We start from the raw sequence: 23,519 nt of genomic DNA, 5'->3' as shown, positions 1-23,519 counted from the left end.
CCGCGGCGGGACGCGACATACACGCTGTATGTGCAAGTGCCCGGGTACGCGCGGGCGCCGTGGGGCGGGCGCAGGGACCCCGGTCGGCGGTCGTCGCGGGCGCGGTCGCGGTGGTGCCCGCGGGTATGCGTACGCGTGGTGCGGCTTGCGGGCACGACGGAGTCGTCACTGTGCGCGCCTCTCCGGGGTCCTCGCCCCATCGGACAACAGGGGCGGGACGCGCAGTTCCTGACTCCCGCACCGCGCCGCTGCCTCGGGCAGCCGCACACGGGCGGTCACAGTGGCGGGACCGTGCCGGACTTCCACCGGCTTCCTGTCCGCGTCCTCCCCGCACCGGCGAGGGCCGGTGCGGGGTCAGCATCGCGTAGGGCACGACAGTCCCGCAAGTGCGGACGGCCGTCGCGCGATGTGTAACGATTCAGGAAAATAGCCGAAAAGCATACTCTGACCAATAACTGGGTCTAACTTCGTATATATGCCGGGTAGTTGGAACGCGCGACGCTGTGCGGACCGGCGTGCGCTCCTGCTGAAGTACCTCGTGGAGCGCGCACCCCGGCACTGGGCGGCGATGATCGCGCACGGGGCGCGCACGATGGCCCCGGCCGAGTGGCGCGGCGAGCCGCCGGCCGAACAGGCCGCGCGCATGGCCCGGGTGCAGGTGTCGCGCGTGGTCGAGGGGCCCGCCTACGCCTTCGACGACGTCGCGGTACGCGCCCTCCTGACCGCCTCCGTCGGCCTCCGCCTCCCGATGGCGGCCGAAGTGCTGCCCGCCGCACGAGGGTTGCTGATGTTCCAACTGCCGGTGGGCGTCGACCCGTCCGACAACTGCACGCCGCTTACGGCCGCGACGTGGGGCCCCGGCCTGCCGCGGCACTTCGCGGGAGTGTGGCTCACCTGGTGGTTCGACGCGGAGGCGGCCGCGGCGCGCGAGGTCCGGGAAGGGCGGCTGTCCGAGACGGAAGCCCGGCTCGGGCTGGCGCATGTGGGGCCGTGGCTGCCCGCGGGCCACCTGTCGCTGCCGTACGTGCCGATCCTGGAAACGCGGTTGTGGCCGCGGCGGGCGTCGGACCGCGTCGACCCCGAGGCGCTGATGGTGCGGGCGATCGCGGGCTCGTGGCTGGCCCTGACCCACGGCGTGCTGCGCGCGGTTCCGGCGACGGCGGAACTGACGAGCCCTCAGCCGCCGGACGCCGCATCGTTGGTGGGCCTCAACATGGTGCGGGCGGCGGGCCGCGACCCGGCCCTGCTCGCCTCCGGCATCCGCGCCGCGGCCGACGGAGCGGCCGCGGCGGCCCGCCAACGGTACGGCCCGGTACGGGACTTCACCGGGCGGCCGTACCCGCGGGAACCGGACGACGGCGTGGCCTGACGCGCTACTCGCTGCCGGTCCGNACACGCCCCCCCCCCGGCCCGCCAACGGTACGGCCCGGTACGGGACTTCACCGGGCGGCCGTACCCGCGGGAACCGGACGACGGCGTGGCCTGACGCGCTACTCGCTGCCGGTCCGCGACCAGAACTCCTGCCACGACACCCACTTCTCGGGAAGCTCGGCCTTCGTGATGAGCGGATTGCCGGGGAAGTTGTAGCGGTCGGCGACCTTCAGCGGGTGCTCCTGCACGTCCGCCGCGTAGAACACCTTGGGCTTGCGGCTGCGGAAGTACCAGCGCCCGTCCCGGCGTTCGTACCGATCCCAGTACTGCATCGGCATGACGACCCACAGGTCGCCGACTTCGTGCTCCGGACGGCAGTAGACGACACCGGTCGCGTGGTCGTCGTCCACGAAGTCGATGATGTGATTGCCGATCAGATGGAACGTGATGCCGTACGGCCGCAGCACCGGGTCGAACCACCTGGCCAGCGCGTCGCGCCCCACGCCGCCGTCGCCCGTCTGCACGTCGTCGACGAAGAGCGAGGCAAGGGTCGGCACGTCGCGACTGTCCAACGCCAGCGCATACCGGGCGGCCAACTGCCGGATCTCCTCGTACGCCTCCACCCGCGCAAGCCGCTCCGCCTCAGCCATCCCGCCGCTCCTCGTGTGGTCCACTCCCCGCCGATCAACAACGCCCCCAGTCTGACACACCGTCAGATCGCCGAGGATGGAGCGAGGGGACCGGGGGCGGGGCGGCAGACAGGGCGGCAGGCGATCCCACCCCCGCGCCCACAAACGAGCTCCCGACGCGCCCCCACGTACCTCGCCCCGACGCGACAGCGCGGATGCGCGGAAGCACGGGATGCGTGGAAGCACGGGATGCGCGGCAGCGCGGGCAGCGCGGATGCGCGACAGCGCGGGATGCGCGGGTGCAGGCGATCCCACCCCGCGCCCCACGGGCGAGCTCCCGACGCGCCCCCACGCCCACGCCCTCGCCCCCGGCGGCGCGGATGCAGGCGATCCTGCCCCGCGCCCCACGCTCTCGCCCTCGCCCCGGCGGCTCGGATCCCCGCCGGGGCGCTCCCCCGCCCCGCCCGTTCCCGCGCTCGCGCGGCGAAGCCGCCGCGGTCAGGCGTCCTCGTCCAGCAAGCCCAGCTCGTGGGCCAGAACCGCGGCTTGGGCTCGGCTGCGGACGCCCAGCTTCGGGAGGATGCGGCTCACGTGCGTCTTCGTGGTGGCCTCGGCCATCGTCAGGTGTTCGGCGATCTCGTGGTTGGACATTCCTCGGCCGAGGCACACGAAGACCTCGCGTTCGCGGGGGGTCAGGGAATCGAGGGCTCGCACGGCCGCGGTGTCGGGGCGCGGCGGGGTCTTCGAGCCGGGGTCGCCCGCGAAGGCGGCGATCAGGCGGCGCGTCACCGACGGGGCGATCATGCCCTCGCCCCGGGCCACGAGGCGCACCGCCTCGGTGAGCACGGCGGCGTCGGAGTCCTTCAGCAGGAAGCCGGAGGCCCCGGCTCGGAGGGCGCCGAAGACGTACTCGTCGAGGTCGAACGTCGTCAGCACCAGGACGTCCGCCAACCCCTCCCGCACCACCTCGCGCGTCGCGGTGACGCCGTCCATGCGCGGCATCTGCACGTCCATGAGCACCACGTCCGGCCGCAGCTCGCGGGCCAGGCGGACCGCCTCCTCGCCGTCCGCGGCCTCGCCGACGACCTCCATGCCGGGTGCCGAGCCCAGGATCAGCACCAGTCCGGCGCGGACCGCGCCCTGGTCCTCCGCGACGACGATGCGGATGGTGGTGGCGGCGCCGGTCTCCATGCTCTGCCTCTCTCCGCGGTGCGGTGGTCTGGTGGTGCGGGGTGTGCACGATGTGCTAGTGGTGTGCGTGGTGCGGCGGTGCTCGGTAGCCGGCGCTCCGGTGCTCGGTCGTGCGCGGCGGCGCTACGTGCGCTGTCTGGGGCTCTCGGTCTCATCCGGGTCGCCGAGCGGCAGTTCGGCGCGGACCTGCCAGCATGCGGAACCGGCATCGGACCCGGTGCCGCGTCCGGCCGCCACCTCCGTCCGCGGCCCCGCCTCGAACGAGCCGCCGAGCAGCGACGCCCGCTCGCGCATGCCGACCAGACCGGCCCCCGCACCCGGCGCCCGCGGCCCGTCGCCCGGGGTGTACGGGCTCTCCACCGCGACCACCAGCCGCCGCGTCGACTGCACGAGCCGTACCGTCACGAGCCCCGGCGCCGCGTGCTTGAGCGCGTTCGTCAGCGACTCCTGGACGATCCGGAACGCCGCCAGCTCGACCGGCGCCGGCAGTTGGCTGCCGCTGTTCAACCTGCGGTCGTCGAGCGAGAACTCCAGCCCGTCGCCGGCCCCGCTGCGGGACGCCCGCGCGAGCATCGCGTCCAGCGAGTCCAGGCGCGGCACGGCCGCCTGCGCCCCGTCGTGGTCCCCCGGGAACGCCGCCTCGCCGCCGCCGCTGTTGCGCAGCAGTCCGATGAGCCGCCGCATCTCCGCGAGCCCCTGCACACTGCTCTCCCGGATCACCCCCAGCGCCCGCGAGGTCGCCTCGGGATCTCCCTTCGCGACCGTCATCGCCGCCGTCGAGTGGATCGCGATCGCCGACAGGTGGTTGGCCACGACGTCGTGCAACTCCCGTGCCATCCGTGCCCGTTCCTGCTCGACGGCGGAACGCCGGTCCAACTCCGCGAGCAGCGCGGTCTGTTCGGCACGCAGCCGCTCGGCGGCCGCCTCGTCGCGGTGCGTCCTGATGATCCAACCGGTCCACGCCGACGTCACGGTCACCAGCCCGGCGACGATGCCGATGATGAGCGCCTTGACGTCCCGCATGACGCTGAGCGCGATCACGGTGGTGAGGATCGTGAACGCCACGCAGCCCGGAGCCACCCGGCGCGCGGTACGCAGAGGGGCGTACAGCGCCGCCGCATAGATCACGTCGGCGAAGAGGATCACCGTGGCGACGTTCGGCACCGTGGTCTGGTCCACGACCACCACCACCGTGCCGATCGCCAGCGCGGCACGCGGGGCGGTGCGGCGCAGCAGCGTCGTACAGGCCATGACCGTGAGCGGGATCAGCGTCAGCGCGCGCGGGAGGCCGTGGTACGAGTCGTTCAGGCCGAGAGCCCACAGCGCCACGCCGCCGACCCAGCCTGCGGCGGCGAGCAGCACATCGTGCGGGTGGGGGCGCTTCCGTGCCATGACGGCCTTTCGCGTGCTGTGCCGCGTTCGGGTGGGGACCGGAGGCGGCGGGGCGGTTGTACGAGTCCATCGCACCATGCGCGACTACGCCGTGCCGCCCTCCCCGGGGCGTGTCCCCGGTGACTCCGCGTACATCGAACTATGCAGCCCACGATCGTCGCGTCCGACGACGATTCGGCGGCCTCGCGCCGGGAGCCTGGAAGCAGGACGCAAAGACCGCCGGCGACCGACCGGCCACGGAGGCGGCGGCGGAGGCAGCAACAAGGCCGCTAAGGAGTGCACCATGCTGATCGCCCTGATCGTCGGGTGCGAGATCGCTTTCTGGGTGATCCTCGTTCTCGCCCTGACCGCGCGCTACGTCTTCCGGCTGCGGCGTACGAGCACGGCGCTGCTCGTCGCGGTGCCGCTCGTCGACGTGGTGCTGCTGGTGGCCACGGTCGTCGACCTGAGCAACGGCGCGACGGCCGACTTCAAGCACGGGCTGTCGGCCGCGTACATCGGCTTCTCGGTGGCCTACGGGCACTACCTGATCAAGTGGGCGGACGCCCGGTTCGCACACCGCTTCGCGGGCGGCCCGGCACCGGTGAAGCCGCCGAAGTACGGCATGGCCCGGGCCGCGCACGAATGGAAGCTCGCCGGGATGACGGCGGTCGCGAGCGGCATCTCGGCGGGACTGCTGCAACTGGCGATCTGGGTCATCGACGACTCGTCCCGCACCGACGCGCTGTCGTCCTGGCAGTGGCGCATGGGCCTGGTCGCCGGAATCAACGCCGTCATCGCGCTGACCTACACCCTGTGGCCCAAGGAACGCCCCGGCGGCCCCGGCCACGACAGCGACGGGCAGCGCGACCCGCGCATCGACAAGTACCTGAGCGGAAAACACTGAACGCGCGGCGCCGGGTGGGGCTCGCCAAGTAGAACGGGCTGACCGGAACGGGCTGACCGGAACGGGCTGAGCGGGACGGGCTGAGCGGCCGTCCCGGTCAGCCCATGTGCGGGTAGCGGTAGTCGGTGGGTGGTACGAACGTCTCCTTGATCGTGCGGGTGCTGGTCCAACGCATCAGGTTCTGGGCCGCACCCGCCTTGTCGTTGGTGCCGGAGGCGCGGTCGCCGCCGAAGGGCTGCTGGCCGACGACGGCGCCGGTCGGCTTGTCGTTGAGGTAGAAGTTGCCGGCGGCGAAGCGGAGCAGCCGGGTCGCCTCGGCCAGGGCCGCCCGGTCGTTCCCGATGACGGCGCCGGTGAGGGCGTACGGGGACACCGATTCCATCTGGGTGAGCATCTGGCGCCAGTCGGCGTCGTCGTACACGTGGACGGCCAGGATCGGGCCGAAGTACTCGGTGGTGAACACCTCGTCGGTGGGGTCGTCGGCCTTGAGGAGCGTGGGGCGGACGAAGTAGCCCTCGCTGTCGTCGTAGGTGCCGCCGGCCAGGACCTCGATGTGCGGGGCCGCGTGGGCGCGGTCGATGGCCGCCTTGTTTTTGGCGAAGGAGCGGGCGTCGATGACGGCGCCCATGAAGTTCGCCGGATCGGTGACGTCGCCCATCGTCAGCGACTCGGTCTCGGCGACGAGTTCGTCGCGCAGCCCCGACTCCCAGAGGGAGCGGGGGAGGTAGGCACGGGACGCGGCGGAGCACTTCTGGCCCTGGTACTCGAACGCGCCGCGGACGAGCGCGGTGCGCAGGACGGCGGGATCGGCGGAAGGGTGGGCCACGACGAAGTCCTTGCCGCCCGTCTCCCCCACGATGCGCGGGTAGGTCCGGTAGCCGGAGATGTTGGCGCCGATCGTCGACCAGAGCTTTTGGAAGGTGGGCGTCGAGCCGGTGAAGTGCAGGCCGGCGAAGTCCCGGTCCGACAGGACGACTTCGGATACCGCGGCGCCGTCGCCCGGGAGCATGTTGACGACGCCGGGTGGGAGTCCGGCCTCTTCGAGCAGGCGCATCAGGTGCCACGCGGCCAGGGTCTGCGTGGGGGCGGGCTTCCACACGACCGTGTTGCCCATCAGCACGGGAGCGGTGGGCAGGTTGCCGGCGATGGCCGTGAAGTTGAAGGGCGTGACCGCGTACACGAACCCGTCCAGCGGCCGGTGGTCCAGGCGGTTCCACACGCCCGGCGAGGAGATCGGCTGCTCCGCCAGGATCTGCCGCGCGAAGTGCACGTTGAACCGCCAGAAGTCGACCAGTTCGCAGGGACTGTCGATCTCCGCCTGCTGCACCGTCTTCGACTGGCCCAGCATCGTCGCCGCCGCGATCCGCTCGCGCCAGGGCCCGGCCAGCAGCTCGGCCGCGCGCAGCAGCACCGCCGCACGGTCGTCGAAGCTCAGCGCCTGCCAGCCCGGTGCCGCCGCCTTCGCCGCCGCCACCGCGGCCCGCGCGTCGTCCTGCGTGGATGCGGCGAACTCGCCCAGCACGGCCCGGTGGTGGTGCGGCTGGACGACCTCGGTCCGCGCGCCGCGACCGGTGGACCGCACGCCGCCGATGGTCTGCGTCAGTTCCACCCGAGTCCCGGCCTGGCGCTTCAACTCGGCCTCGATGCGGGCGCGTTCGGGGCTGCCGGGGGCGTACGTGCGTACCGGCTCGTTGACCGGGGCGGGGACCTGGGTGACGGCGTCCATGGCAACTGCCTTTCTCGGGAGGGGTTGTGAGGCGGCCGGGGGTGGCGGGGGGCGAGCGTGTCCGGGACGGCGGCGCCAGGCGTCAGTGCGCGGGGAGGAACGAGCGGAGGAAGAAGGCGACGTTGGCAGGGCGTTCGGCCAGGCGGCGGGTGAAGTAGCCGTACCAGTCGGTCCCGAAGGGCACGTACACGCGTACGCGCTCACCCGCCTCGGCGAGCCGCCGCTGTTCGTCGGTGCGGATGCCGTACAGCATCTGGAACTCGTAGGAGCCCGGCACGCGGTCGTGGCGGCGTGCGAGATCCTGGGTGATGGCGATCAGGCGCGGGTCGTGGGTGGCGACCATCGGGTGCCCGCTCCCGGCCATGAGGATCTTGAGGCAGCGCACGTAGGCGAGATCCACCTCGCGCCGGTCCTGATGCGCGACGGACGCGGGCTCGCGGTAGGCGCCCTTGACCAGCCGGACGCGCGAGCCCTCGGTCGCGAGCTTGCGGCAGTCCCCTTCCGTGCGGAACAGGTACGACTGCAACACCGCGCCCGTACCCGGGTGTTGGGCGCGCAGCTCGGCGAGTATCGCGAGCGTCGAGTCGACTGTGGTGTGGTCCTCCATGTCGAGGGTGACCGTGCTGCCGATGCGCGCCGCGGCCTCGGCGACCGGACGGACGTTCGCGAACGCCAGGTCGTGGCCGCCCGCGCCGAGGGCCTGGCCGAAGGCCGACAGTTTGACCGACACCTCGATGCGCGGTCCGGCGCCCAGCGGGCCGAGGGCGTCGAGCAGGGCGAGGTACGCGTCGCGGTTCGCGGCGGCCTGGGCGGCGTCGGTGATGTCCTCGCCGAGGTGGTCGACGGTGGCGTCCAGGCCGTCCGCGACGAGGCCGCGGACGGCCGCGAGGGCGCCGGGAAGGTCGTCCCCGGCGACGAAGCGGTCCACGACCGGTCGGGTGACGGGCGCGGTCGCGACGAAGTCGCGCAGGCGTTCGCTGCGCGACGCGGTGAGCAGCATGCGGCCGAGCACGGGGTCCTCCGACGAGTCGCATGTGTGGCGATGGTGATGTGGTGCGCCGGTGGGCGCTTGCGCCGAACGTACGCCCGGCCGGGCCCCGGCGATATGGACGCGAGTCGCGTTTGCGTCGCCCTGTCTTGTACACATGTATGAAGGAACTCCGCAGGTCAGCTGACTCGCGGGAAGCAGGGCAGGGTGTGGGTAGGAGGTGGGGACGGTGGCGGACCAGCGCGAGTACCAGCGCCTGGTGGACGAGGTCGCGGCGCTGCTGGGCACGCCCGCGACGCTGGAGGACCGGGATTTCGCCCTCGTCGCGTTCGCCGCCCACGAGGGCGAGACCGCCGCCGACGACGTGCGCGCCCGTTCGATCCTCAGCCGCACGTCGTCGCCGCAGGTGAAGGCGTGGTTCGAGAGCTTCGGCATCACCCGGGCGACCGGCCCGGTGCGCATTCCGCCGGATCCGGCGACGGGGGTACGCGGCCGCGTGTGCCTCCCGGCCCGGCACCTGGGCGTGACGTACGGCTACATCTGGCTCCTCGACCCGGACGGTGCCGAGTGGCCGCCCGCCGACCTGGACGCAGCTTTCGCCCTCGCGGGGCGCGCGGGCGACCTCCTGGCCCAGGAGGTCCAGGCAGGCGCCGAGTTGGGCGAACGCCTGCGCGAACTGCTGCGTACGGCAAGCGGGATGGCAGCCACGGCGGACGCGGCGGACCGCAGCGCCGGTGCTGCGGGTACCGCGGCTGTCGCGCAGCCTTCCGACGCCGTCGCCCGGGCGGCTGCCGCGGCATTGGCCGCCGCCGCGTCCGGGGTCGGCGGCCCGTCCGCTCGGTACGCCCTGATCGTGGTGCACGACACCCCCGACAACCTGCCGGACGCCTCGACCGTCCACGCGATGCCGGACGTGATCGCCTGTTACACCGACCAGGAAGGCGACAAAGCCGAGTTGGTCGCCCTGGTACGTACCGCCCGCGCGCCCGCGGAGGCGGCCCGCCGCATCACCAAGGGCAAGCGCGGCGCCCGCGCCGGCGTTTCCGCTTGGGACGCCGAGCTGAGCAGCACGGCCAGGATGTTGGGTGAGGCCCGGGCGGCGGCGCGGACGGCCGCGGCGTTCCCCGAGCGGGCACCGGTCGCCTCCTGGCCAGAACTCGGGCCGTTCCGGCTGCTGTCCGCGCTGCCCGGCACGCCCGATCCGGCGGTGGCCCCGCTGTTCGCGCCCCGGCACGCCGAACTCGCCCGGACCGCCGAGACGTACCTCGACCACGCCGCCCACGCGACACGGGCCGCCGAGGAATTGGCGATCCATCGCCAGACGCTCTACTACCGCCTGTCGCGCGTCGAGCAGTTGACCGGACTCTCGCTCGGGCACGGCGAACACCGGCTGCTGCTGCACATGGCTCTCAAGGCGGCCCGCCTGCACCGGGGCGGCAGTTCGTGATCCGGGCGCGACGCGCGGGACAGCCGATTCGGCCGGCTCGCGGGCGGATTCGGCGGACGGTCGCCACGATGCCCGGGGCTCACTCCGGCGGCGTGAGGCCGATCGACCGGATCATGTCCACGAGTTCGGCACGGTAGACCGGGCCGGGGTCGTGGACCATGGCGCCGAGGTGGCCGTACACCTCCAGGGCGACGAGCCCGTGCGTACGGCCCCACATGCGCAGGGCCAACGCGACGCCCGCGGGCGGTAGTTCGGGGTGCTCGCGGCGCACGGCCTCGACGAGTCCGGCACCGAAGTCGGACCACGCGTACGTGCGTCCGGCCTGGGTGGGGGCGGCCTCCGGCCAGGCGGCCGCGACGAGTCCGGTCACGATCGTGCACGCGCGGTGCCCGACCTCCGGCGCGGCGCCGCCCTCCGGGGCGCGGTAGCCGGACACCGCGTCGCCGTAGATCAGCTTGAAGCCCGCGGGGTTGGCTAGGGCCCAGTCGCGGAATGCCTCGCCCCAGACCAGGATCCGGCGTGCGGCGTCCTCGGACGGGACGGACGCGAGGGCGCCGCTGACGGCGTCCGTGAGCGCCTCGTACACCTCGTTGATCAGCGTGGTGACCAGGTCGTCGCGCGTCGGGAAGTAGCTGTAGATCGCCCCGGCCGTCATCCCCATGTCGCGCGCGATGGCCCGGAGCGAGATCGCGTCCGGACCGCCGGTGGCGGCGTGGCCGAGGGCGATCGCCTTGATCTCGCGCGTCGTCTCGGCACGCAGGCGGGCCCTCCGGGACGGGGGCTGGGTCGGCTGGTCTCGCACGCTTGACAGCTTACACATCGTTGGATGAGTATCCGGCGTGGGAAAACTAAACGCCGTGTAGAAAAAGCACGGCGTTGCCACCCCGACGCACTCCGATGCCGCGTCGGCCCCCAGGAAGACCCGCGCCACAAACGGCGCACCCGTCCGCGCACCGCGCCGATATCCGCGCACCGAATCCACGCAACGAAGGGCACCTGCCACCGTGGACACACCCACCGGCACACCCACCGGCCACACGGCCGCCGCAGCCGCACCCACACCCGGCGCCGCCGGGCCCCGCCCGAAGGCCGAGGCGGAGACCGGACCGAAGACCGGGCCGATCCTGGCCCTGCTCGCCTTCGCGCAGTTCATCATCGCCATCGACTACAACATCGTGTGGATCGCTCTCCCCGACATCGCCCGCGACCTGGGCTTCTCCGCAACGTCGTCGCAATGGGTCGTCAGCGCGTACACGGTCGTCTTCGGCGGGCTGCTGCTGCTCGGCGGACGGGCCGCCGACCGCCTCGGCGCCCGCCGGATGTTCATGATCGGGCTCGGGCTGTACGGCGCCTCCTCGCTCGTCGGCGGGCTCGCCCAGGACCCCGGCGTCCTGATCGCCGCCCGCGCGGTGCAGGGCGCCGGCGGCGCGCTGCTCGGACCGGCGATCCTCAAACTGCTCAACACCTCGTTCGCCGAAGGTCCGGAACGCAACCGGGCGCTCTCGGTCTGGGGCGCCGTCGCCTCGGCGGGACTGGCCACCGGCGCGGTCCTCGGCGGCGTGCTCACCGCCCAACTCGGCTGGGAGGCGGTCTTCTACGTGAACGCCGTCCTGGCCATCCCGGCCGTGATCGCCGCCCCCAGGCTCATCCCGGCCGCCGCGTCCGCCGACGCCGCAGCGACCGGCCGCAGCCAACGACCCAGCGGTGCGAGGGGATTCGACCTGCCCGGTGCGTTTCTCGCCACGATCGGGGTCGCGCTGGTGGTCTTCGGCCTGGTCCGCGGGCCCGAGGAGGGCTGGGGCACGGCCCAGGGCTCCGGGGCGCTCGTCGCGGGCGTCGTGATCATCGTGCTGTTCCTGGTCGTCGAGTCGCGTACGCACGACCCGCTGGTCCCGCTGCGCCTGTTCGGCAACCGCAGCCTCGCCGTGTCGATGGCGGTGGGGTTCGTGTACTTCGCCGCGGGAGGCGCCGAGTACTACCTGCTGACCACGTACCTGCAAAACGTGCTCGGCTTCAGCGCGCTGGAGGCCGGGTTCGCCTTCCTGCCACTCGGCCTCGCGAGTGTCGTGGGCGGCGGCAAGGTCGCGGCGCCGATCCTGAACCGGCTCGGCGTCCGAGCCGCGCTGTTCGCCGGCCTCGCGGTCCTCGGCACGGGCATGGCCCTGATCGCCATCGGGATGGACGCGAACGGTTCATACGGCGAGGTGGTCCCGGGCATCGTCGTGTACGGGCTCGGCGTGGGCATGGGCTGGACCGCGCTGTTCGCCGCCGCGGCGTCCGGCGTGCGGGCCGCCGAACAGGGCGTCGCCTCCGCGGTCGCCACAACCGCGCAGCAGATCGGCGCGGCGGTAGGGCTCGCGGCGTTCGTCGCCGCGGCCAACCGCGGCCTCGGCGCCGCCCCGACGGACGCGGCGGTCGTCGACGGCCTCCGCTTCGCGGGCTGGACGGCCGCGGCCGCGCTGGTGGCGGGCGCGTTCCTCGCCTTCGCCCGAGGCCCGGAGGCGCCCGCGGGGTCGATCGACGTGGCCCGGCAGGAGGTCGAACCGGTCGATCCCGCCGCGGCGGCGGACGCACATTGCGTCTCGTCGGCAGCATGCGGCAGTTGAGCCCGACCGATCGGGCTCGGCTGCCGCATCGCGGACCGCGGCGGCAGGAACGGCGTGTGCGGGCCGGGACCCGATGGCGTCGCGGGCCGCGGTGGCGGGGGCACCGTGTGCGGCCCGGGGCCCGATAACATCGCAGTCCTATGAGCGCCACGATCGTCGTCAAGGACCTCTCCGCCGGGCACGGGGACCGCGTCCTGTTCTCCGCGTTGGACCTCGTGGTCGCACCCGGCGACGTCGTCGGGCTCGTCGGGGCCAACGGCGCCGGGAAGTCCACGCTGCTGCGCATGGTGGCGGGCCTGGCCGCGCCCGAGGGCGGCACGATCCAGGTCAGCCCGCCCACCGCGACCATCGGCCACCTGCCGCAGGAGCCGGAGCGGCGTGCGGGCGAGACCGTACGGGAGTTCCTGGGGCGGCGTACCGGCGTCACGGCGGCGCAGGCCGCGCTCGACACCGCGACCGAGGGCCTGGTCGAGGGGCGCGCCGGCGCGGACGACGAGTACGCCGTCGCCCTGGAGCGCTGGCTCGACCTCGGCGGTGCCGACCTGGAGGAGCGCGCCGACGAAGTGGCCGCCGATCTGGGCCTGTCGGTCGACCTCGACCAGGCGATGACCTCGCTGTCCGGCGGCCAGGCCGCCCGCGCGGGGCTGGCCTCGCTGCTGCTCAGCCGGTACGACGTCTTCCTGCTCGACGAGCCGACCAACGACCTCGACCTGGACGGCCTCGACCGGCTGGAGAAGTTCGTCACCGGACTGCGCGCCGGCACCGTGCTGATCAGTCACGACCGCGAGTTCCTGACCCGCACGGTGACGCGCGTGGTGGAGCTGGACCTGGCCCAGCAGCAGGTCAGGGCGTACGGCGGCGGCTACGAGGCGTACCTGCACGAACGCGAGGTGGCCCGGCGGCACGCCCGCGAGGAGTACGAGCAGTACGCCGACACCAAGGCCGCCCTGGAGGAGCGCGGGCGCACCCAGCGCTCCTGGATGGACAAGGGCGTCAAGAACGCCCGCCGCAAGGCGACCGACAACGACAAGATCGGCCGCAAGTTCCGCTCCGAGGCGAGCGAGAAGCAGGCGGCCAAGGCCCGGCAGACCGAGCGCATGATCGAACGCCTCGATGTCGTCGAGGAGCCCCGCAAGGAGTGGGAGCTGCGCATGGAGATCGCGGCGGCCCCGCGCGCGGGCGCGGTGGTCGCGACGCTGCGCGGTGCGGTGGTGCGCCGCGGCGACTTCTGCTTCGGCCCGGCGGAACTCCAGGTGGACTGGGGCGACCGGGTCGCCATCACCGGCCCGAACGGCTCCGGCAAGACGACCCTGCTCGGCGCGCTGCTCGGGCGCGTTCCGCTGGACGAGGGGCAGGCGGCACTCGGCCCGGGCGTCGTGGTCGGCGAAATCGACCAGGCGCGCGGGCTGTTCCTCGGCGACGACACCCTGTTGGCCGCCTTCGGGGCGGCGGTGCCGGACATGGCGCCGGAGGATGTCCGCACGCTGCTGGCCAAGTTCGGGCTCAAGTCCCACCACGTGCTGCGGTCGGCGGCGACGCTGTCGCCGGGCGAGCGCACGCGTGCCGCGCTGGCGCTGCTCCAGGCGCGCGGCGTGAACCTGCTCGTGCTCGACGAACCGACCAACCACCTCGACCTGCCGGCGATCGAGCAACTGGAGTCCGCGCTGTCGTCGTACAACGGGACGCTGTTGCTGGTCACACACGACCGGCGCATGTTGGACGCGGTGGAGACCAACCGCCGGATCACCGTCGAGGCGGGGCACATCACGGACCGTTAGACGGAGGTTGACGGCCTTTCAGTGGGCGGTCTTTGAGTGGGCGGCCCTTCAGTGGGCGGCCAGTGGAGGCTGTGTCCCCGCCGGACCCGGTCGTCACCGGCCTCCCCAATCGCTGCGGCCGCCGCCCGGCGGCCCGGCGTTGCCCGAGCAGTTCATGAACCAGCGTTCACAAACGGTTTTACGAATCACGGTTCACCAAAAGCTTTACGAATCAACGTTCACAAACAGTTTACGAAGCTTCATTCACAAACCCTTTACGAACCACCGTTCACAAACCCTACGAACCCACCCGCGGACCCCCGCCCGTACCGGATCGCCGAGGCCCATGAACCGCCGTACCGTGAAAAAGCTGTCCAACAAGCTCGTCATTGCCGTGCATTTCGCGGACATCGAGGCCACCCGGCGCCTGCTGCGCGCCGGGGCCGACGCGGACCGCCCCGACTCCGAGGGCACCACGCCGCTGTACGCCGCGGCGGTGCGCGGCGACGCCGAGATCGCCGAACTGCTGATCGCGGCCGGGGCCGACCCGAACCGCGAGAGCGGGCACGGCGAGGAGGGGCTGCCGCTGTGCGGGGCCGCGTGCTGGGGGCACGACGACGCGGTACGGGTGCTGCTCGCGGGCGGCGCCGACGTCAACCGGCGCGAGGACGGCGGCTTCGGGCGCACCGCGATCCAGTGGACCACGCAGGCGGGGTACGAGCAGCCGTCGACCCGGCAAATCCTGCGGGACGCGGGGGCGTTCGTACCGCTCGCTCTGGTCTGATCGGTCCGGGTCCGCAGGTTCGGGACCAGGCGACTCCGGACCAGCCGAGCCCGGACCAGCCGAGCCCGGACCAGGCAAGACCGGTTCAACCCGACTGGGATCCGCCGCCCAGCGCCGCCACATACACCCACGCCCCGTCCACGCGCGTGAAGCTGCTGTGCTCGTCGATCACACCGTCCCGTCCGCCCTCGCGGTAGTGCGCGCGGAAGGCGACGGTGCCGTCGTTGTGGAAGGGCCCGCCGTCGGTCGTGTCGAGCACGTCGAGGCCGAGCCAGCGGGTGCGCGGGTCGAGGCCGAGCTGCGCCGGCCGGGTGTCGGGGTGCCAGGTGCGCAGCAGGTAGGCGGCGTCCCCGACGACGAAGGCGGCGTAGCGCGACCGCATGAGGCGCTCGGCGGTCGGCGCGGCGGCGTCGCCTCGGTGGAACCGCCCGCAGCAGTCGCCGTACGCCTCACCGCGCCCGCACGGGCACGGCTCCGACGGGTCCATCGCGGGCCACGCGGGGACAGCGCCACCCACCTGCGGGGAGCGTGCCTTCCGGGAACCCGCCTTCCGGGAACCCGCCTTCGCGGAACGTGCCTGGCCGGCCTTGCGTCGGGACATGCGGCCATTATCGCGTTCCGGTCCCGCGCGCTCCCCCTACCGGTCAGTGCGCCGTCCAGCCGCCGTCCACCGGCAGCACGGCACCGGTCACGTACGACGCCGCAGGTCCTGCCAACAGCAGTGCGGCGCCGGCGAGTTCGGTGGGATCGGCCCACCTGCCCATCGGCACCCGTGGGTCCGACACAGGACTCCGTGGTGCCTACAGAACGCCGTTGGCTCGCAGGAGGCCCAGGGCGCGGACGGTGGCGTGCCCGCGCCACTCCATGGCCCCCGCGGGCGAGATGCGGGCGTACTCGACCGTCCAGCCGCCGTCGTCGTGCTGGCCGCGTTCGAGGCGTTCGAGTTCGCCGGAGATGTCGGCGGAGGCGAGGAGGCGGCGCGCGGGGGTGCCGGGCAGCGGGGCGAAGTCGAGCGGGCGCATGTACTCGTTCTCGGTGCCGCCGTCGACGTGGACCATACCGTCGGCGGGGACGTGGGCGGCCAGGACGTCCAGCGCTTCCGCCGCGTCGGGGTGGGCGGCGCGCACCGCCTCCATGTCCAGGAGCCGTACGGCGTAGGCCAGTTCGAGCGCGTGAGGGGTGCGGCCCTCGGCGGCGGTGCGGATCGCGGCCGTGATGCAATAGCGCGTCGCCCGGTTCAGCCACGTGTGCGTGCGGATCGCCGGGTCGTACGCGGCGGCGCGGTGCGCGGCGGCCGCCACCACCGACGTGAGCTGCAACGACGACGCGGACGGGTCGCTCATGCCCCACCACGGCGCGGATCCCGCCGGGTCGGTGATCGGCAGTGCGAACGGCAGGCCGCCGTCCGGCAGCGTGATCGAGGCCAACCAGTCGCACAGCGCCGCGCCCTGGTGCGGCGTGGGCGCGGCGGCGTCCTCGAACACCTCGAACGCGTGCAGCGCGGCGCCCACCTGGCTCTCCGGCGAGCGCAGGTCGCATTCGAGGCCCCAGCCGTAGCCGCCGTCCGGATTGCGGTACGCGTCCACCGCCGCGAGCAGTTGCCCCGCGTCGACGGCGTCGCCCACCAGGACGCGGAAGCGCAGGCGATCGAGGATGCGGGCGTGGGTGGCCATGAAGTCGGAAGCGGCGCGGAGGTCGACGTGAGTCATGCCCCCCAGCTTCGCGTCCGCGGGCCCGGCTGTCTTGAACGTTTCGGACGTTCGGCGCGCCGCGCTGTCGGGCGTCCCGGACGCCGTGCCCGCCAGATCGCCTCCGCTTCCGCTTCCACTTCCACCTCCGCTTCCGCGGATCCGCCGCGGATCCGCCGCGGCTTCGCGCGGATCGGCGCGACGCGGCGGCGCGCAGTGGGTTGGATGGCGGCATGACCGATCAAGCTCTTGCCCGACTACGCGACGCAGTACGCCGGACGGCCCAACTCACCCGCGGGCGCCCGGCGTCCGGCCTGACCCACAACGACGCGGACGACACCGCCGGGACGCTGGCGACCGACAGCGCCATCGGCTTCGACCCGCTGCCCTTCCTGACGGCACTGCACGCGGCCGGTGCGCGGGTCGTGGTGATCGGCCAAGTCGCCGGGATCATGCACGGTTCCAGCGAACTGACCGGCGACCTGGACCTGCTCTGGGACGGTTCCGCCGAGCAGGCGGCGGCGATCTCCACGGCACTCGCGTCGGTCGACGGCGCCCTCGTCGAGGACGACGGCACCTCCGCGCCCCCGACCCCCGCCGCGGTACGCCGCAACAAGTGCGATTACACGACGCCGGCTGCGAGCGGCGACCTGTGCACACCCGAACTGCCCTGGGGTGACCTGGATGTAGCCGCGTATCTCACCCGTGCGGAGTCCGCGGAGGGCGACGGGGTCACCGTCCACTACCTGCGCCGCGAGGACCTGATCGCGATGCGCCGAGCCGTGGGCCGCCCCAAGGACCTGCGCCGAGCCGACGAACTGGAAGCCCTCGACGGCACCCCACCGCGCGACCTGACGGGGCGGCAGCATGGTGCGCGATGAACTTCTCGGCGGACGCTACCGATTGGTGCGCCGGCTCGGCGAGGGCGGTATGGGGGAGGTCTGGGAGGCCCACGACGAAACGCTCGACCGGCCGGTCGCGGTCAAGGTGATCTCGCTGCTGTCCGGTCGAGGAAGCCGGGGCACGGAGTCGCGCGCCCGGTTCCTGCGCGAGGCGAAGCTCACCGCACGCCTGCAACACCCGCACATCGTGACGCTGCACGACCTCGGCGAGACGGCGTCCGACGCCGGCCGCGCTCCGTTCCTGGTGATGGAGCTCGTCCGAGGCCGGGGTATGGACGAGATCCTGCGCGAGGGCGCCGTCGGCGTCGCGGAGGCGGCCGGGTGGGGAGTGCAGATCTGCGGGGCGCTGGCAGAAGCGCACGACGCGGGGATCCTGCACCGGGACATCAAGCCGTCCAACATCCTGGTCACGGCGGCGAGGACGGCCAAGGTGCTCGACTTCGGCGTCGCCCGGGCGGCGGACCCGTACGCGGCTGCCGACCGGCTGACGCAGACCGGCTTCATCGTGGGCACACCGGCGTACATGCCACCCGAGCAGGCACGCGGCCACGCCGAGCCGCGCAGCGATCTGTATGCCCTCGGCTGCCTGCTGTTCGAACTCACCACCGGCGAACTGCCGTTCAAGGCACCGGACACGGTGGGGTACCTCACGGCCCACCTGACGCAGCCCCCACCTGCGCCCAGTTCACTGGTGCCGGGGCTCCCGACCGCGTGGGACGACCTCCTGCTGGCCCTGCTGAGCAAGGACCCCGGCGACCGGCCTTCGACGGCCGCCGAACTGGCGTCTAGGCTACGGCGATTCGAACGCATCCACGCAACCTCGACCCGGCCCCGCACACCCGCCGCGCCACCCACCGCACCACCGACCACGGCACGCACGACGACGCCGGTCGCCGGTCCAAGCGGCCCGGCTCCGCGCATACTTCACGGTGCCGAGCCCCTGCCCGGGTCGGCCGTGGCGGCCGTCGTGTTCGCCCTTCTCGGTGTTCCCGGGGTCGCCTACGTGTTCACCCGGGCGATCGGCTTCGTCGACGACGAGGGGGCGCCGAGAGGCGTGATCATGGGCAACCTGGTGGCGACCGCGGTGGCCGGAGTCGGACTGCTGCTCGGTTCGTGGCTCCTGGCGCGCCGCAGGCCCGCCGGCCGGCGCACGATCGTGGTCGCCGGGACCCTGGCAGCCCTCCAGGGCTTCAGCATCGGCGTGCAGGTCGCGCTCACGGGAGGAGACGCGGGATCCGAGGACACACACGCGTTCCTGGTCGTCGGCCTGCTCACCGGCTGTGCGGCCGCGGGCGCGATGATCGCCGCCGCGCTGCCCCGAACCCGGCGGTGGCTGGCATCGGCGACCCGCTGACGGTGGCGCATTCTCGGCTCAACGGTGGTGGCACGGAAGGGGGGTAGGTCCGGCCAGGCGCTTTCGCTGGGTTTCATCGCTCACGTCACCGTCGTACACGCCGTCGGTCCCGTGTTCTTCAGGCGGTCTCGGCGCTGGACTCGGCGAGGCCGTTCTCCCACACCCACGCCGCGATGCCGACGCGGTTGCGGGCCGCGAGCTTGGCCTGGATGTTCGCGATGTGGGTCTTGGCGGTGCCCGCGGTGATGAACAGGGCTGCGGCGATCTCCGCGTTGGTGAGGCCGCGCGCCACGAGGCGGGCGATTTCGAGTTCGCGTTCGGTCAGCGGGTGCGCGGCGCCCGCCGCTTCGGTCGCCGCGGCGGCGACGGGGGCGGGCCCGGCAGGCGTCCCGGCAACGGGCCGGTCCGCCACCGCGGACAGGCGGCTGAGCAGGCGTACCGTGATCTGCGGGCTGATCAGCGTGTCCCCCGCCATCGCCGCGCGCACCGCCTCGATCAGGAGCGTGGGGCCCGACCGCTTCAGCAGGAATCCGCAGGCGCCGTGGCGCAGCGCGGTGTGCACGTAGTCATCGAGGTCGAAGGTGGTCACGACCACGACGCGGGTGGTGGGCGCGAGTTGCCGGGTCACCTCCAGGCCGTCGAGGCGCGGCATGCGGATGTCGGCGAGTACGACGTCCGGCCGCAGCTCGTGCGCGAGGGCGACGGCGGTCTCGCCGTCGGACGCCTCGCCGACGACGGTCATGTCCGGCTGCGAGTCGAGGATCAGGCGGAATCCGCTGCGGATGTCGTCCTGGTCGTCGGCGAGAAGGATGCGCGTACTCATCGCGGCCATCATGCCTCCTCGGGGAAGCGGGCCACGACGCACCATCCGCCGCCGCCGTCCGGTCCGGCGTCGAGGGTCCCGCCGACCGCGGCGACGCGCTCGCGCAGGCCGACGAGGCCGCGGCCGCCCCGTCGGCCCCGGGTCCACGGGGCCCCGGCGGACGAGGCGTCGTTCGCGACGGCGACCCGGATGCCGGACGCGTCGCGGCGTACGCTCACCTCGACCCGCGACCACGCCGCCGCGTGCCGCCTGATGTTGGTGAGCGCCTCCACGACCACGCGGTACGCGACCGCGCCCGCCTCGCGCGGCAGCCCGGCTTCGGCGTCGGGCTCGATGGCGAGGTCGGCGCCGCCGGTACGCTCGGCGGCGAACCTCCCTACCAGATCCGGGAGTTCGCCGAGTCCGGGCGGTGCCGAGGCGCCGAGCGGCGCGCCGTCGGCCGCGTGCAGCATCTGCACCGTACGGTCCATCGACGCGAGCGCGCTCAGACCGGCCTTCTCGATGCGCTCCAGCGCCTGGACGACGGCCCGCGGGTCGGTCTCCGCGACGAAGCGCGCGGCCTGCGCCTGGACGACGATCGCGCTCACGTCGTGGGCCACGAAGTCGTGTAGGTCGCGGGCGAGTTCGAGCTGCTGTTCGCGGCGCGCGGCGGCGACGGCGCGGCGCCCGCGACCGGCAAGGCGGCGCGGGTACGCTCCGACGCCCGCCGCGATCGCGGCCGCCGCGGCCCAGAACACCACGGCGAACGCCCGGTCCTGCCAGGTGCCGTCGTCCACGAAGGGGATCGTCCAGAGCGAGACCGCGGCTCCGCCGAGTACTGCACCGACCAGGGCGTCGCGGCGCGGCGACCAGCACACGACGGCGCCGATCAGGGCCATCAGCACGAAGACTTCGGTGATCTTCCAGGCGCCGGCGGCCTCCGGGATCGGGTGCGGCCGGGCGAAGTCGGCGGCGAGCGACAGGACGGAGACGGCGGCCACGGGCCAGGCCAGCACGTACCGCGCCCGGCGCCGGCAGATCAGCGCCCAGAGCGCGAGTGCCAGGACGAGGACCGTCGGGACGGTGTTGTGGAGGCCGTGCCCGCGGGTCAGGACGAGCGCGACGACGACGGCGGCACCGGAGAACGCCGCAACGGCCCGGTCGCGCCTGGACAGGACGCCGGGGGCGGCGCCCGGCTCGGCCCAGGCGTACCGGGACCCACCGCGTAGGGATCGGCGGGCGGGGGCCCCGGCGGCGGGGTCACCGCGTTCGTCTTCCTTGATCGTGGACACGGACACGAGGCTATGCGAGGGGCCGCGGCACCGGGCATCTGCCGATCGGCGTAGCCGCTCCGCGGGCCACTCCGCAGGTGAGCGGCATGATCTGCCGATCGGCGGATGGCCGCGGACCCGGTGTGCGGACGAGGCTTGAGCCATCACCACGACGCCTCCTGACAGGGACTCAGCCATGACCGCGACGCTCCCGAACCCCGCCGCCGCCGCACACGTCACCGCCACGACTTCCCGGGTCGGTCGCGCGACGGCGCAGAAGGACCCGATGCAGCCGACCGAGGTGAGGAGCGCGGAAGAGGTTGGGACCGAGGCAAGGGTTGCGATCGAGGTGTCGGCGGGGAACGGGGGCCGCGATCGGGGGCCCAAGACGACGCGGGCGGATGTCGCGGGCGGAACCGAAGGCACGTCGGACCGCCCTGAGGTCGCGCGTTGGCTGCGGTGGACGGCGAAGGCCGCGGCGCTGACCCTGCTGCCCAGCGGGTTGTGGCGCGTCGCGATCGCGTTCGGCTGGGACTCAGGGTTCGCGGCGGGCGATCCGCTGCACCACTCCAACTTCCCCGGCGGTACGTCGTTCTACCTGATCGGCCTGAGCATCTTCGCCGAACTGGTGGGGCTGCTGGCGCTGGGCCTCGTGCAGCGTTGGGGCGAGGTGCTGCCGCGCCGGGTGCCGTGGCTCGGCGGGCGGCGCATTCCGCCCTTGGCCGCCGTCATACCCGCCTCGCTCGGCGCCCTGGCGGTCACGCTGATCACCGTCATGGGAGCGTTTGCCTGGAACGACCCCGGCGCGATGGGCGACCCGGCCGCCCCCGACGGCACGAAGTACTGGATCATGACGGCCTCCTACGCGCCGCTGGTGCTCTGGGGTCCGCTGCTCGGCGTCGTCACGGTCGCCTACTACCTCCGCCGCAGGCGCAACGGGTGACCTGGGGAGACCGCGGATCGACGGCGGATCGAGGGCGGATCGACGGCTGACAGGCGGCCGATCGGCGGCGGCGGATTGTGGCGGCCCCCAGGTCGGAGCCGCCTCCGCGCGCGTCCGTCCGCACGCATCGATGTCTGCACCCGTGAGGTGTATGAAGGGTCGATGACCTCGAACAACACGCATGACCAGCAGGACGGACCGCGCCCGGACGAGGCGGACGCACCGCCCGCCGAGATGTCCGCGGCCCTCTCCCGCTTCCAGGACGAGATCTACCTCAACGGTGCGCTCGGCGGCGGGGTGCCGCCCTTCCCCACCGATCCCTCGAAGCTGGAGGACGCCGCCCGCAGCGTGCTGGAGCCGGGCCCGTTCGGCTATGTCGCGGGCGGGGCCGGCACGGGGTCGACGGTGCGGGCGAACCGCGAGGCGTTCGACCGCTGGGCCATCGTGCCGCGCATGCTGGCCGACGTCGCGGTACGGGACACCTCCCGTACGGTCCTCGGCACCCCCATGCCCGCACCCGTCCTGCTCGCCCCCATCGGCGTGCTGTCGATCGTGCACGAGGGCGCCGAGCCCGCCGCCGCCCGGGCGGCCGCCGCACTCGGCCTGACGACGGTGCTGAGCACGGCGTCCTCGACGCCCATGGAGGAGGTCGCCGAGGCAACCGGGGACGGGCCGCGCTGGTACCAGCTCTACTGGTCGCGCGACCCCGAGGTGGCGGCGAGCCTGCTGGCGCGGGCGAAGGCGTCGGGCTACACGCACCTGGTCGTCACGCTGGACACCGGCATGCTGGGGTGGCGGCCGTACGACCTGGACCAGGCGTACCTGCCGTTCCTGCAATCGATCGGCATCGCGAACTACCTGAGCGACCCGGTGTTCCGCGCCAAGCTGGCGAAGCCCGCGGAGGAGGACCCGTTCGGAGCGGTCGCGCAGTGGGCGGGCCTGTTCTCGAACCCGGCGCTCACCTGGGACGACCTGGCCTGGCTGCGCGAGCACTGGGACGGGCCCGTGGTGCTGAAGGGCATCCTGCACCCCGACGACGCTCGGCGGGCAAGGGACGCGGGCATGGAGGGCGTCGTCGTGTCCAACCACGGCGGCCGCCAGGTCGACGGCGCCATCGCCGCGCTGGACGCGCTGCCGACGGTGGCCGAAGCGGTCGGACACGACATGGCGGTGCTGTTCGACAGCGGGGTGCGCTCGGGTGCCGACATCGTCAAGGCACTGGCGCTCGGCGCGCAGGCGGTGCTGGTCGGGCGGCCGTACGCCTACGGTCTCGCGCTGGGCGGCGAGGAGGGGGTACGCCACGTACTGCGCTGTCTGCTGGCCGAACTCGACCTGACGCTGGCGCTGTCCGGGCACGCGCATGTGGACGAGCTGAACCCGCGGGTGCTGGTGCGCCGCTGAGTTGCGGACCCGTGCGTCGCGGCCGGAAGGGTCGTCAGCCCCAGGTCGCGGGGTCGTCCGGCAGCATGCGCAGGGTCTCGGCGAGCTGCGTGTGCAGCGGCTCGGGGAGCCGGTCCGGGGTGAACCAGTCGAGGGCGTCGAACTTGTGGGGCTCGCCGATCGCGACTCGGGCCGGGTCCACGCGCACCGCGAACACGGCCGCCACCCAGTGCGATTCGACGGGGTCGCCACGCAGGACGTTGCGGACGCCGAGGCCGCGGATCGCCAGCGGCGGCGCGACGTACTCCTCGCGGACCTCGCGCGTGACGGCGGCCTCGAAGGTCTCGCCGAACTCCAGCGCGCCCGCCCCGCAGTCCCAGGCGCCCGCCTCGTCGCGGGCGC

The 23,519-nt window shown here is 73.2% G+C and carries 22 protein-coding genes and 1 riboswitch; of the genes, 10 read left to right on the top strand and 12 right to left on the bottom strand.

What is annotated here, in order from left to right; translation table 11 throughout:
• Positions 1 to 222 precede the first annotated feature (222 nt).
• A riboswitch (cobalamin riboswitch) is annotated at positions 223 to 316 on the bottom strand.
• A 159-nt stretch (positions 317 to 475) separates the two neighbouring features.
• Positions 476 to 1,369, top strand: a complete 894-nt coding sequence (locus ACRX5S_RS20685; protein WP_436774487.1) for a hypothetical protein — start codon at positions 476 to 478, stop codon at positions 1,367 to 1,369.
• 121 nt (positions 1,370 to 1,490) lie between these two features.
• Here ACRX5S_RS20685 and ACRX5S_RS20680 read toward each other — a convergent pair whose 3' ends face one another.
• The 3 genes from ACRX5S_RS20680 to ACRX5S_RS20670 form a co-directional block, all read right to left on the bottom strand.
• On the bottom strand, positions 1,491 to 2,021 hold the full coding sequence (locus tag ACRX5S_RS20680; protein ID WP_436774486.1) for a nuclear transport factor 2 family protein: 531 nt from the start codon (positions 2,019 to 2,021) through the stop codon (positions 1,491 to 1,493).
• Between the two features lie 477 nt (positions 2,022 to 2,498).
• Positions 2,499 to 3,191, bottom strand: coding sequence for a response regulator (locus ACRX5S_RS20675; protein ID WP_436774485.1), 693 nt, complete (start codon positions 3,189 to 3,191; stop codon positions 2,499 to 2,501).
• Positions 3,192 to 3,314: 123 nt separating this feature from the next.
• Positions 3,315 to 4,583 carry a sensor histidine kinase gene (locus tag ACRX5S_RS20670; protein WP_436774484.1) on the bottom strand — a complete coding sequence of 423 codons (1,269 nt, stop codon included), beginning with the start codon at positions 4,581 to 4,583 and terminating at the stop codon, positions 3,315 to 3,317.
• A gap of 283 nt (positions 4,584 to 4,866) precedes the next feature.
• Here ACRX5S_RS20670 and ACRX5S_RS20665 point away from each other — a divergent pair, with 283 nt between their 5' ends.
• Positions 4,867 to 5,469: a hypothetical protein gene (locus ACRX5S_RS20665; protein ID WP_436774483.1), complete on the top strand. Its 603-nt coding sequence runs from the start codon at positions 4,867 to 4,869 to the stop codon at positions 5,467 to 5,469.
• A 97-nt stretch (positions 5,470 to 5,566) separates the two neighbouring features.
• Here the strand turns inward: ACRX5S_RS20665 and pruA are convergent, their stop codons facing one another.
• Positions 5,567 to 7,195 (bottom strand): L-glutamate gamma-semialdehyde dehydrogenase, encoded by a 1,629-nt coding sequence (pruA, locus tag ACRX5S_RS20660; RefSeq protein ID WP_436774482.1) that lies wholly within the window; start codon positions 7,193 to 7,195, stop codon positions 5,567 to 5,569.
• Between the two features lie 82 nt (positions 7,196 to 7,277).
• Positions 7,278 to 8,207 carry a proline dehydrogenase family protein gene (locus ACRX5S_RS20655; protein ID WP_436774481.1) on the bottom strand — a complete coding sequence of 310 codons (930 nt, stop codon included), beginning with the start codon at positions 8,205 to 8,207 and terminating at the stop codon, positions 7,278 to 7,280.
• Positions 8,208 to 8,412: 205 nt separating this feature from the next.
• Between ACRX5S_RS20655 and ACRX5S_RS20650 the strand changes: the two genes are divergently transcribed.
• A complete protein-coding gene (locus tag ACRX5S_RS20650; RefSeq protein ID WP_436774480.1) occupies positions 8,413 to 9,630 on the top strand; it encodes a PucR family transcriptional regulator in 1,218 nt (405 codons plus the stop codon).
• Between the two features lie 79 nt (positions 9,631 to 9,709).
• Here ACRX5S_RS20650 and ACRX5S_RS20645 read toward each other — a convergent pair whose 3' ends face one another.
• A complete protein-coding gene (locus ACRX5S_RS20645; protein WP_436774479.1) occupies positions 9,710 to 10,432 on the bottom strand; it encodes a TetR/AcrR family transcriptional regulator in 723 nt (240 codons plus the stop codon).
• Between the two features lie 202 nt (positions 10,433 to 10,634).
• Between ACRX5S_RS20645 and ACRX5S_RS20640 the strand changes: the two genes are divergently transcribed.
• The 3 genes from ACRX5S_RS20640 (at position 10,635) to ACRX5S_RS20630 (ending at position 14,777) form a co-directional block, all read left to right on the top strand.
• On the top strand, positions 10,635 to 12,236 hold the full coding sequence (locus ACRX5S_RS20640; protein WP_436774478.1) for an MFS transporter: 1,602 nt from the start codon (positions 10,635 to 10,637) through the stop codon (positions 12,234 to 12,236).
• A 140-nt stretch (positions 12,237 to 12,376) separates the two neighbouring features.
• Entirely contained in the window at positions 12,377 to 14,014 is a 1,638-nt protein-coding gene (locus ACRX5S_RS20635; RefSeq protein ID WP_436774477.1) for an ABC-F family ATP-binding cassette domain-containing protein, read from the top strand.
• A 325-nt stretch (positions 14,015 to 14,339) separates the two neighbouring features.
• Positions 14,340 to 14,777 carry an ankyrin repeat domain-containing protein gene (locus tag ACRX5S_RS20630; RefSeq protein WP_436774476.1) on the top strand — a complete coding sequence of 146 codons (438 nt, stop codon included), beginning with the start codon at positions 14,340 to 14,342 and terminating at the stop codon, positions 14,775 to 14,777.
• A gap of 85 nt (positions 14,778 to 14,862) precedes the next feature.
• Here the strand turns inward: ACRX5S_RS20630 and ACRX5S_RS20625 are convergent, their stop codons facing one another.
• The 3 genes from ACRX5S_RS20625 to ACRX5S_RS20615 are packed head-to-tail and all read right to left on the bottom strand — an operon-like array spanning position 14,863 to position 16,486.
• On the bottom strand, positions 14,863 to 15,378 hold the full coding sequence (locus ACRX5S_RS20625; RefSeq protein ID WP_436774475.1) for a YchJ family protein: 516 nt from the start codon (positions 15,376 to 15,378) through the stop codon (positions 14,863 to 14,865).
• Between the two features lie 43 nt (positions 15,379 to 15,421).
• The gene (locus tag ACRX5S_RS20620; protein ID WP_436774474.1) at positions 15,422 to 15,562 is read right to left on the bottom strand and encodes an SDR family oxidoreductase; all 141 of its coding nucleotides are present in this window, start codon (positions 15,560 to 15,562) and stop codon (positions 15,422 to 15,424) included.
• A gap of 15 nt (positions 15,563 to 15,577) precedes the next feature.
• On the bottom strand, positions 15,578 to 16,486 hold the full coding sequence (locus ACRX5S_RS20615) for a hypothetical protein (protein WP_436774473.1): 909 nt from the start codon (positions 16,484 to 16,486) through the stop codon (positions 15,578 to 15,580).
• A 212-nt stretch (positions 16,487 to 16,698) separates the two neighbouring features.
• On the opposite strand from ACRX5S_RS20615, the gene ACRX5S_RS20610 reads away from it, so the two are divergent.
• Positions 16,699 to 17,346, top strand: a complete 648-nt coding sequence (locus tag ACRX5S_RS20610) for a hypothetical protein (RefSeq protein WP_436774472.1) — start codon at positions 16,699 to 16,701, stop codon at positions 17,344 to 17,346.
• Entirely contained in the window at positions 17,333 to 18,721 is a 1,389-nt protein-coding gene (locus tag ACRX5S_RS20605) for a serine/threonine-protein kinase (RefSeq protein WP_436774471.1), read from the top strand. The genes ACRX5S_RS20610 and ACRX5S_RS20605 overlap by 14 nt, the downstream gene beginning before the upstream one ends.
• Before the next feature lie 118 nt (positions 18,722 to 18,839).
• Here the strand turns inward: ACRX5S_RS20605 and ACRX5S_RS20600 are convergent, their stop codons facing one another.
• The gene (locus ACRX5S_RS20600) at positions 18,840 to 19,544 is read right to left on the bottom strand and encodes a response regulator (RefSeq protein WP_436774470.1); all 705 of its coding nucleotides are present in this window, start codon (positions 19,542 to 19,544) and stop codon (positions 18,840 to 18,842) included.
• An 8-nt stretch (positions 19,545 to 19,552) separates the two neighbouring features.
• Complete coding sequence (locus tag ACRX5S_RS20595) at positions 19,553 to 20,815, bottom strand: sensor histidine kinase (RefSeq protein WP_436774469.1); 1,263 nt, start codon at positions 20,813 to 20,815, stop codon at positions 19,553 to 19,555.
• A gap of 175 nt (positions 20,816 to 20,990) precedes the next feature.
• Here ACRX5S_RS20595 and ACRX5S_RS20590 point away from each other — a divergent pair, with 175 nt between their 5' ends.
• Positions 20,991 to 21,737: a hypothetical protein gene (locus ACRX5S_RS20590; RefSeq protein ID WP_436774468.1), complete on the top strand. Its 747-nt coding sequence runs from the start codon at positions 20,991 to 20,993 to the stop codon at positions 21,735 to 21,737.
• A 234-nt stretch (positions 21,738 to 21,971) separates the two neighbouring features.
• A complete protein-coding gene (locus tag ACRX5S_RS20585; RefSeq protein WP_436774682.1) occupies positions 21,972 to 23,138 on the top strand; it encodes a lactate 2-monooxygenase in 1,167 nt (388 codons plus the stop codon).
• A 34-nt stretch (positions 23,139 to 23,172) separates the two neighbouring features.
• Here the strand turns inward: ACRX5S_RS20585 and ACRX5S_RS20580 are convergent.
• On the bottom strand, positions 23,173 to 23,519 hold a 347-nt coding region (locus ACRX5S_RS20580), incomplete at its 5' end, for an NUDIX domain-containing protein (RefSeq protein WP_436774467.1).

This window comes from Yinghuangia sp. YIM S09857 (genome assembly GCF_051388915.1).
In the GTDB taxonomy this organism is placed as follows: Bacteria; Actinomycetota; Actinomycetes; order Streptomycetales; family Streptomycetaceae; genus Yinghuangia.
Note: the sequence above shows the minus strand (reverse complement) of the source record. Positions and strands in the feature narration are given on the sequence as shown.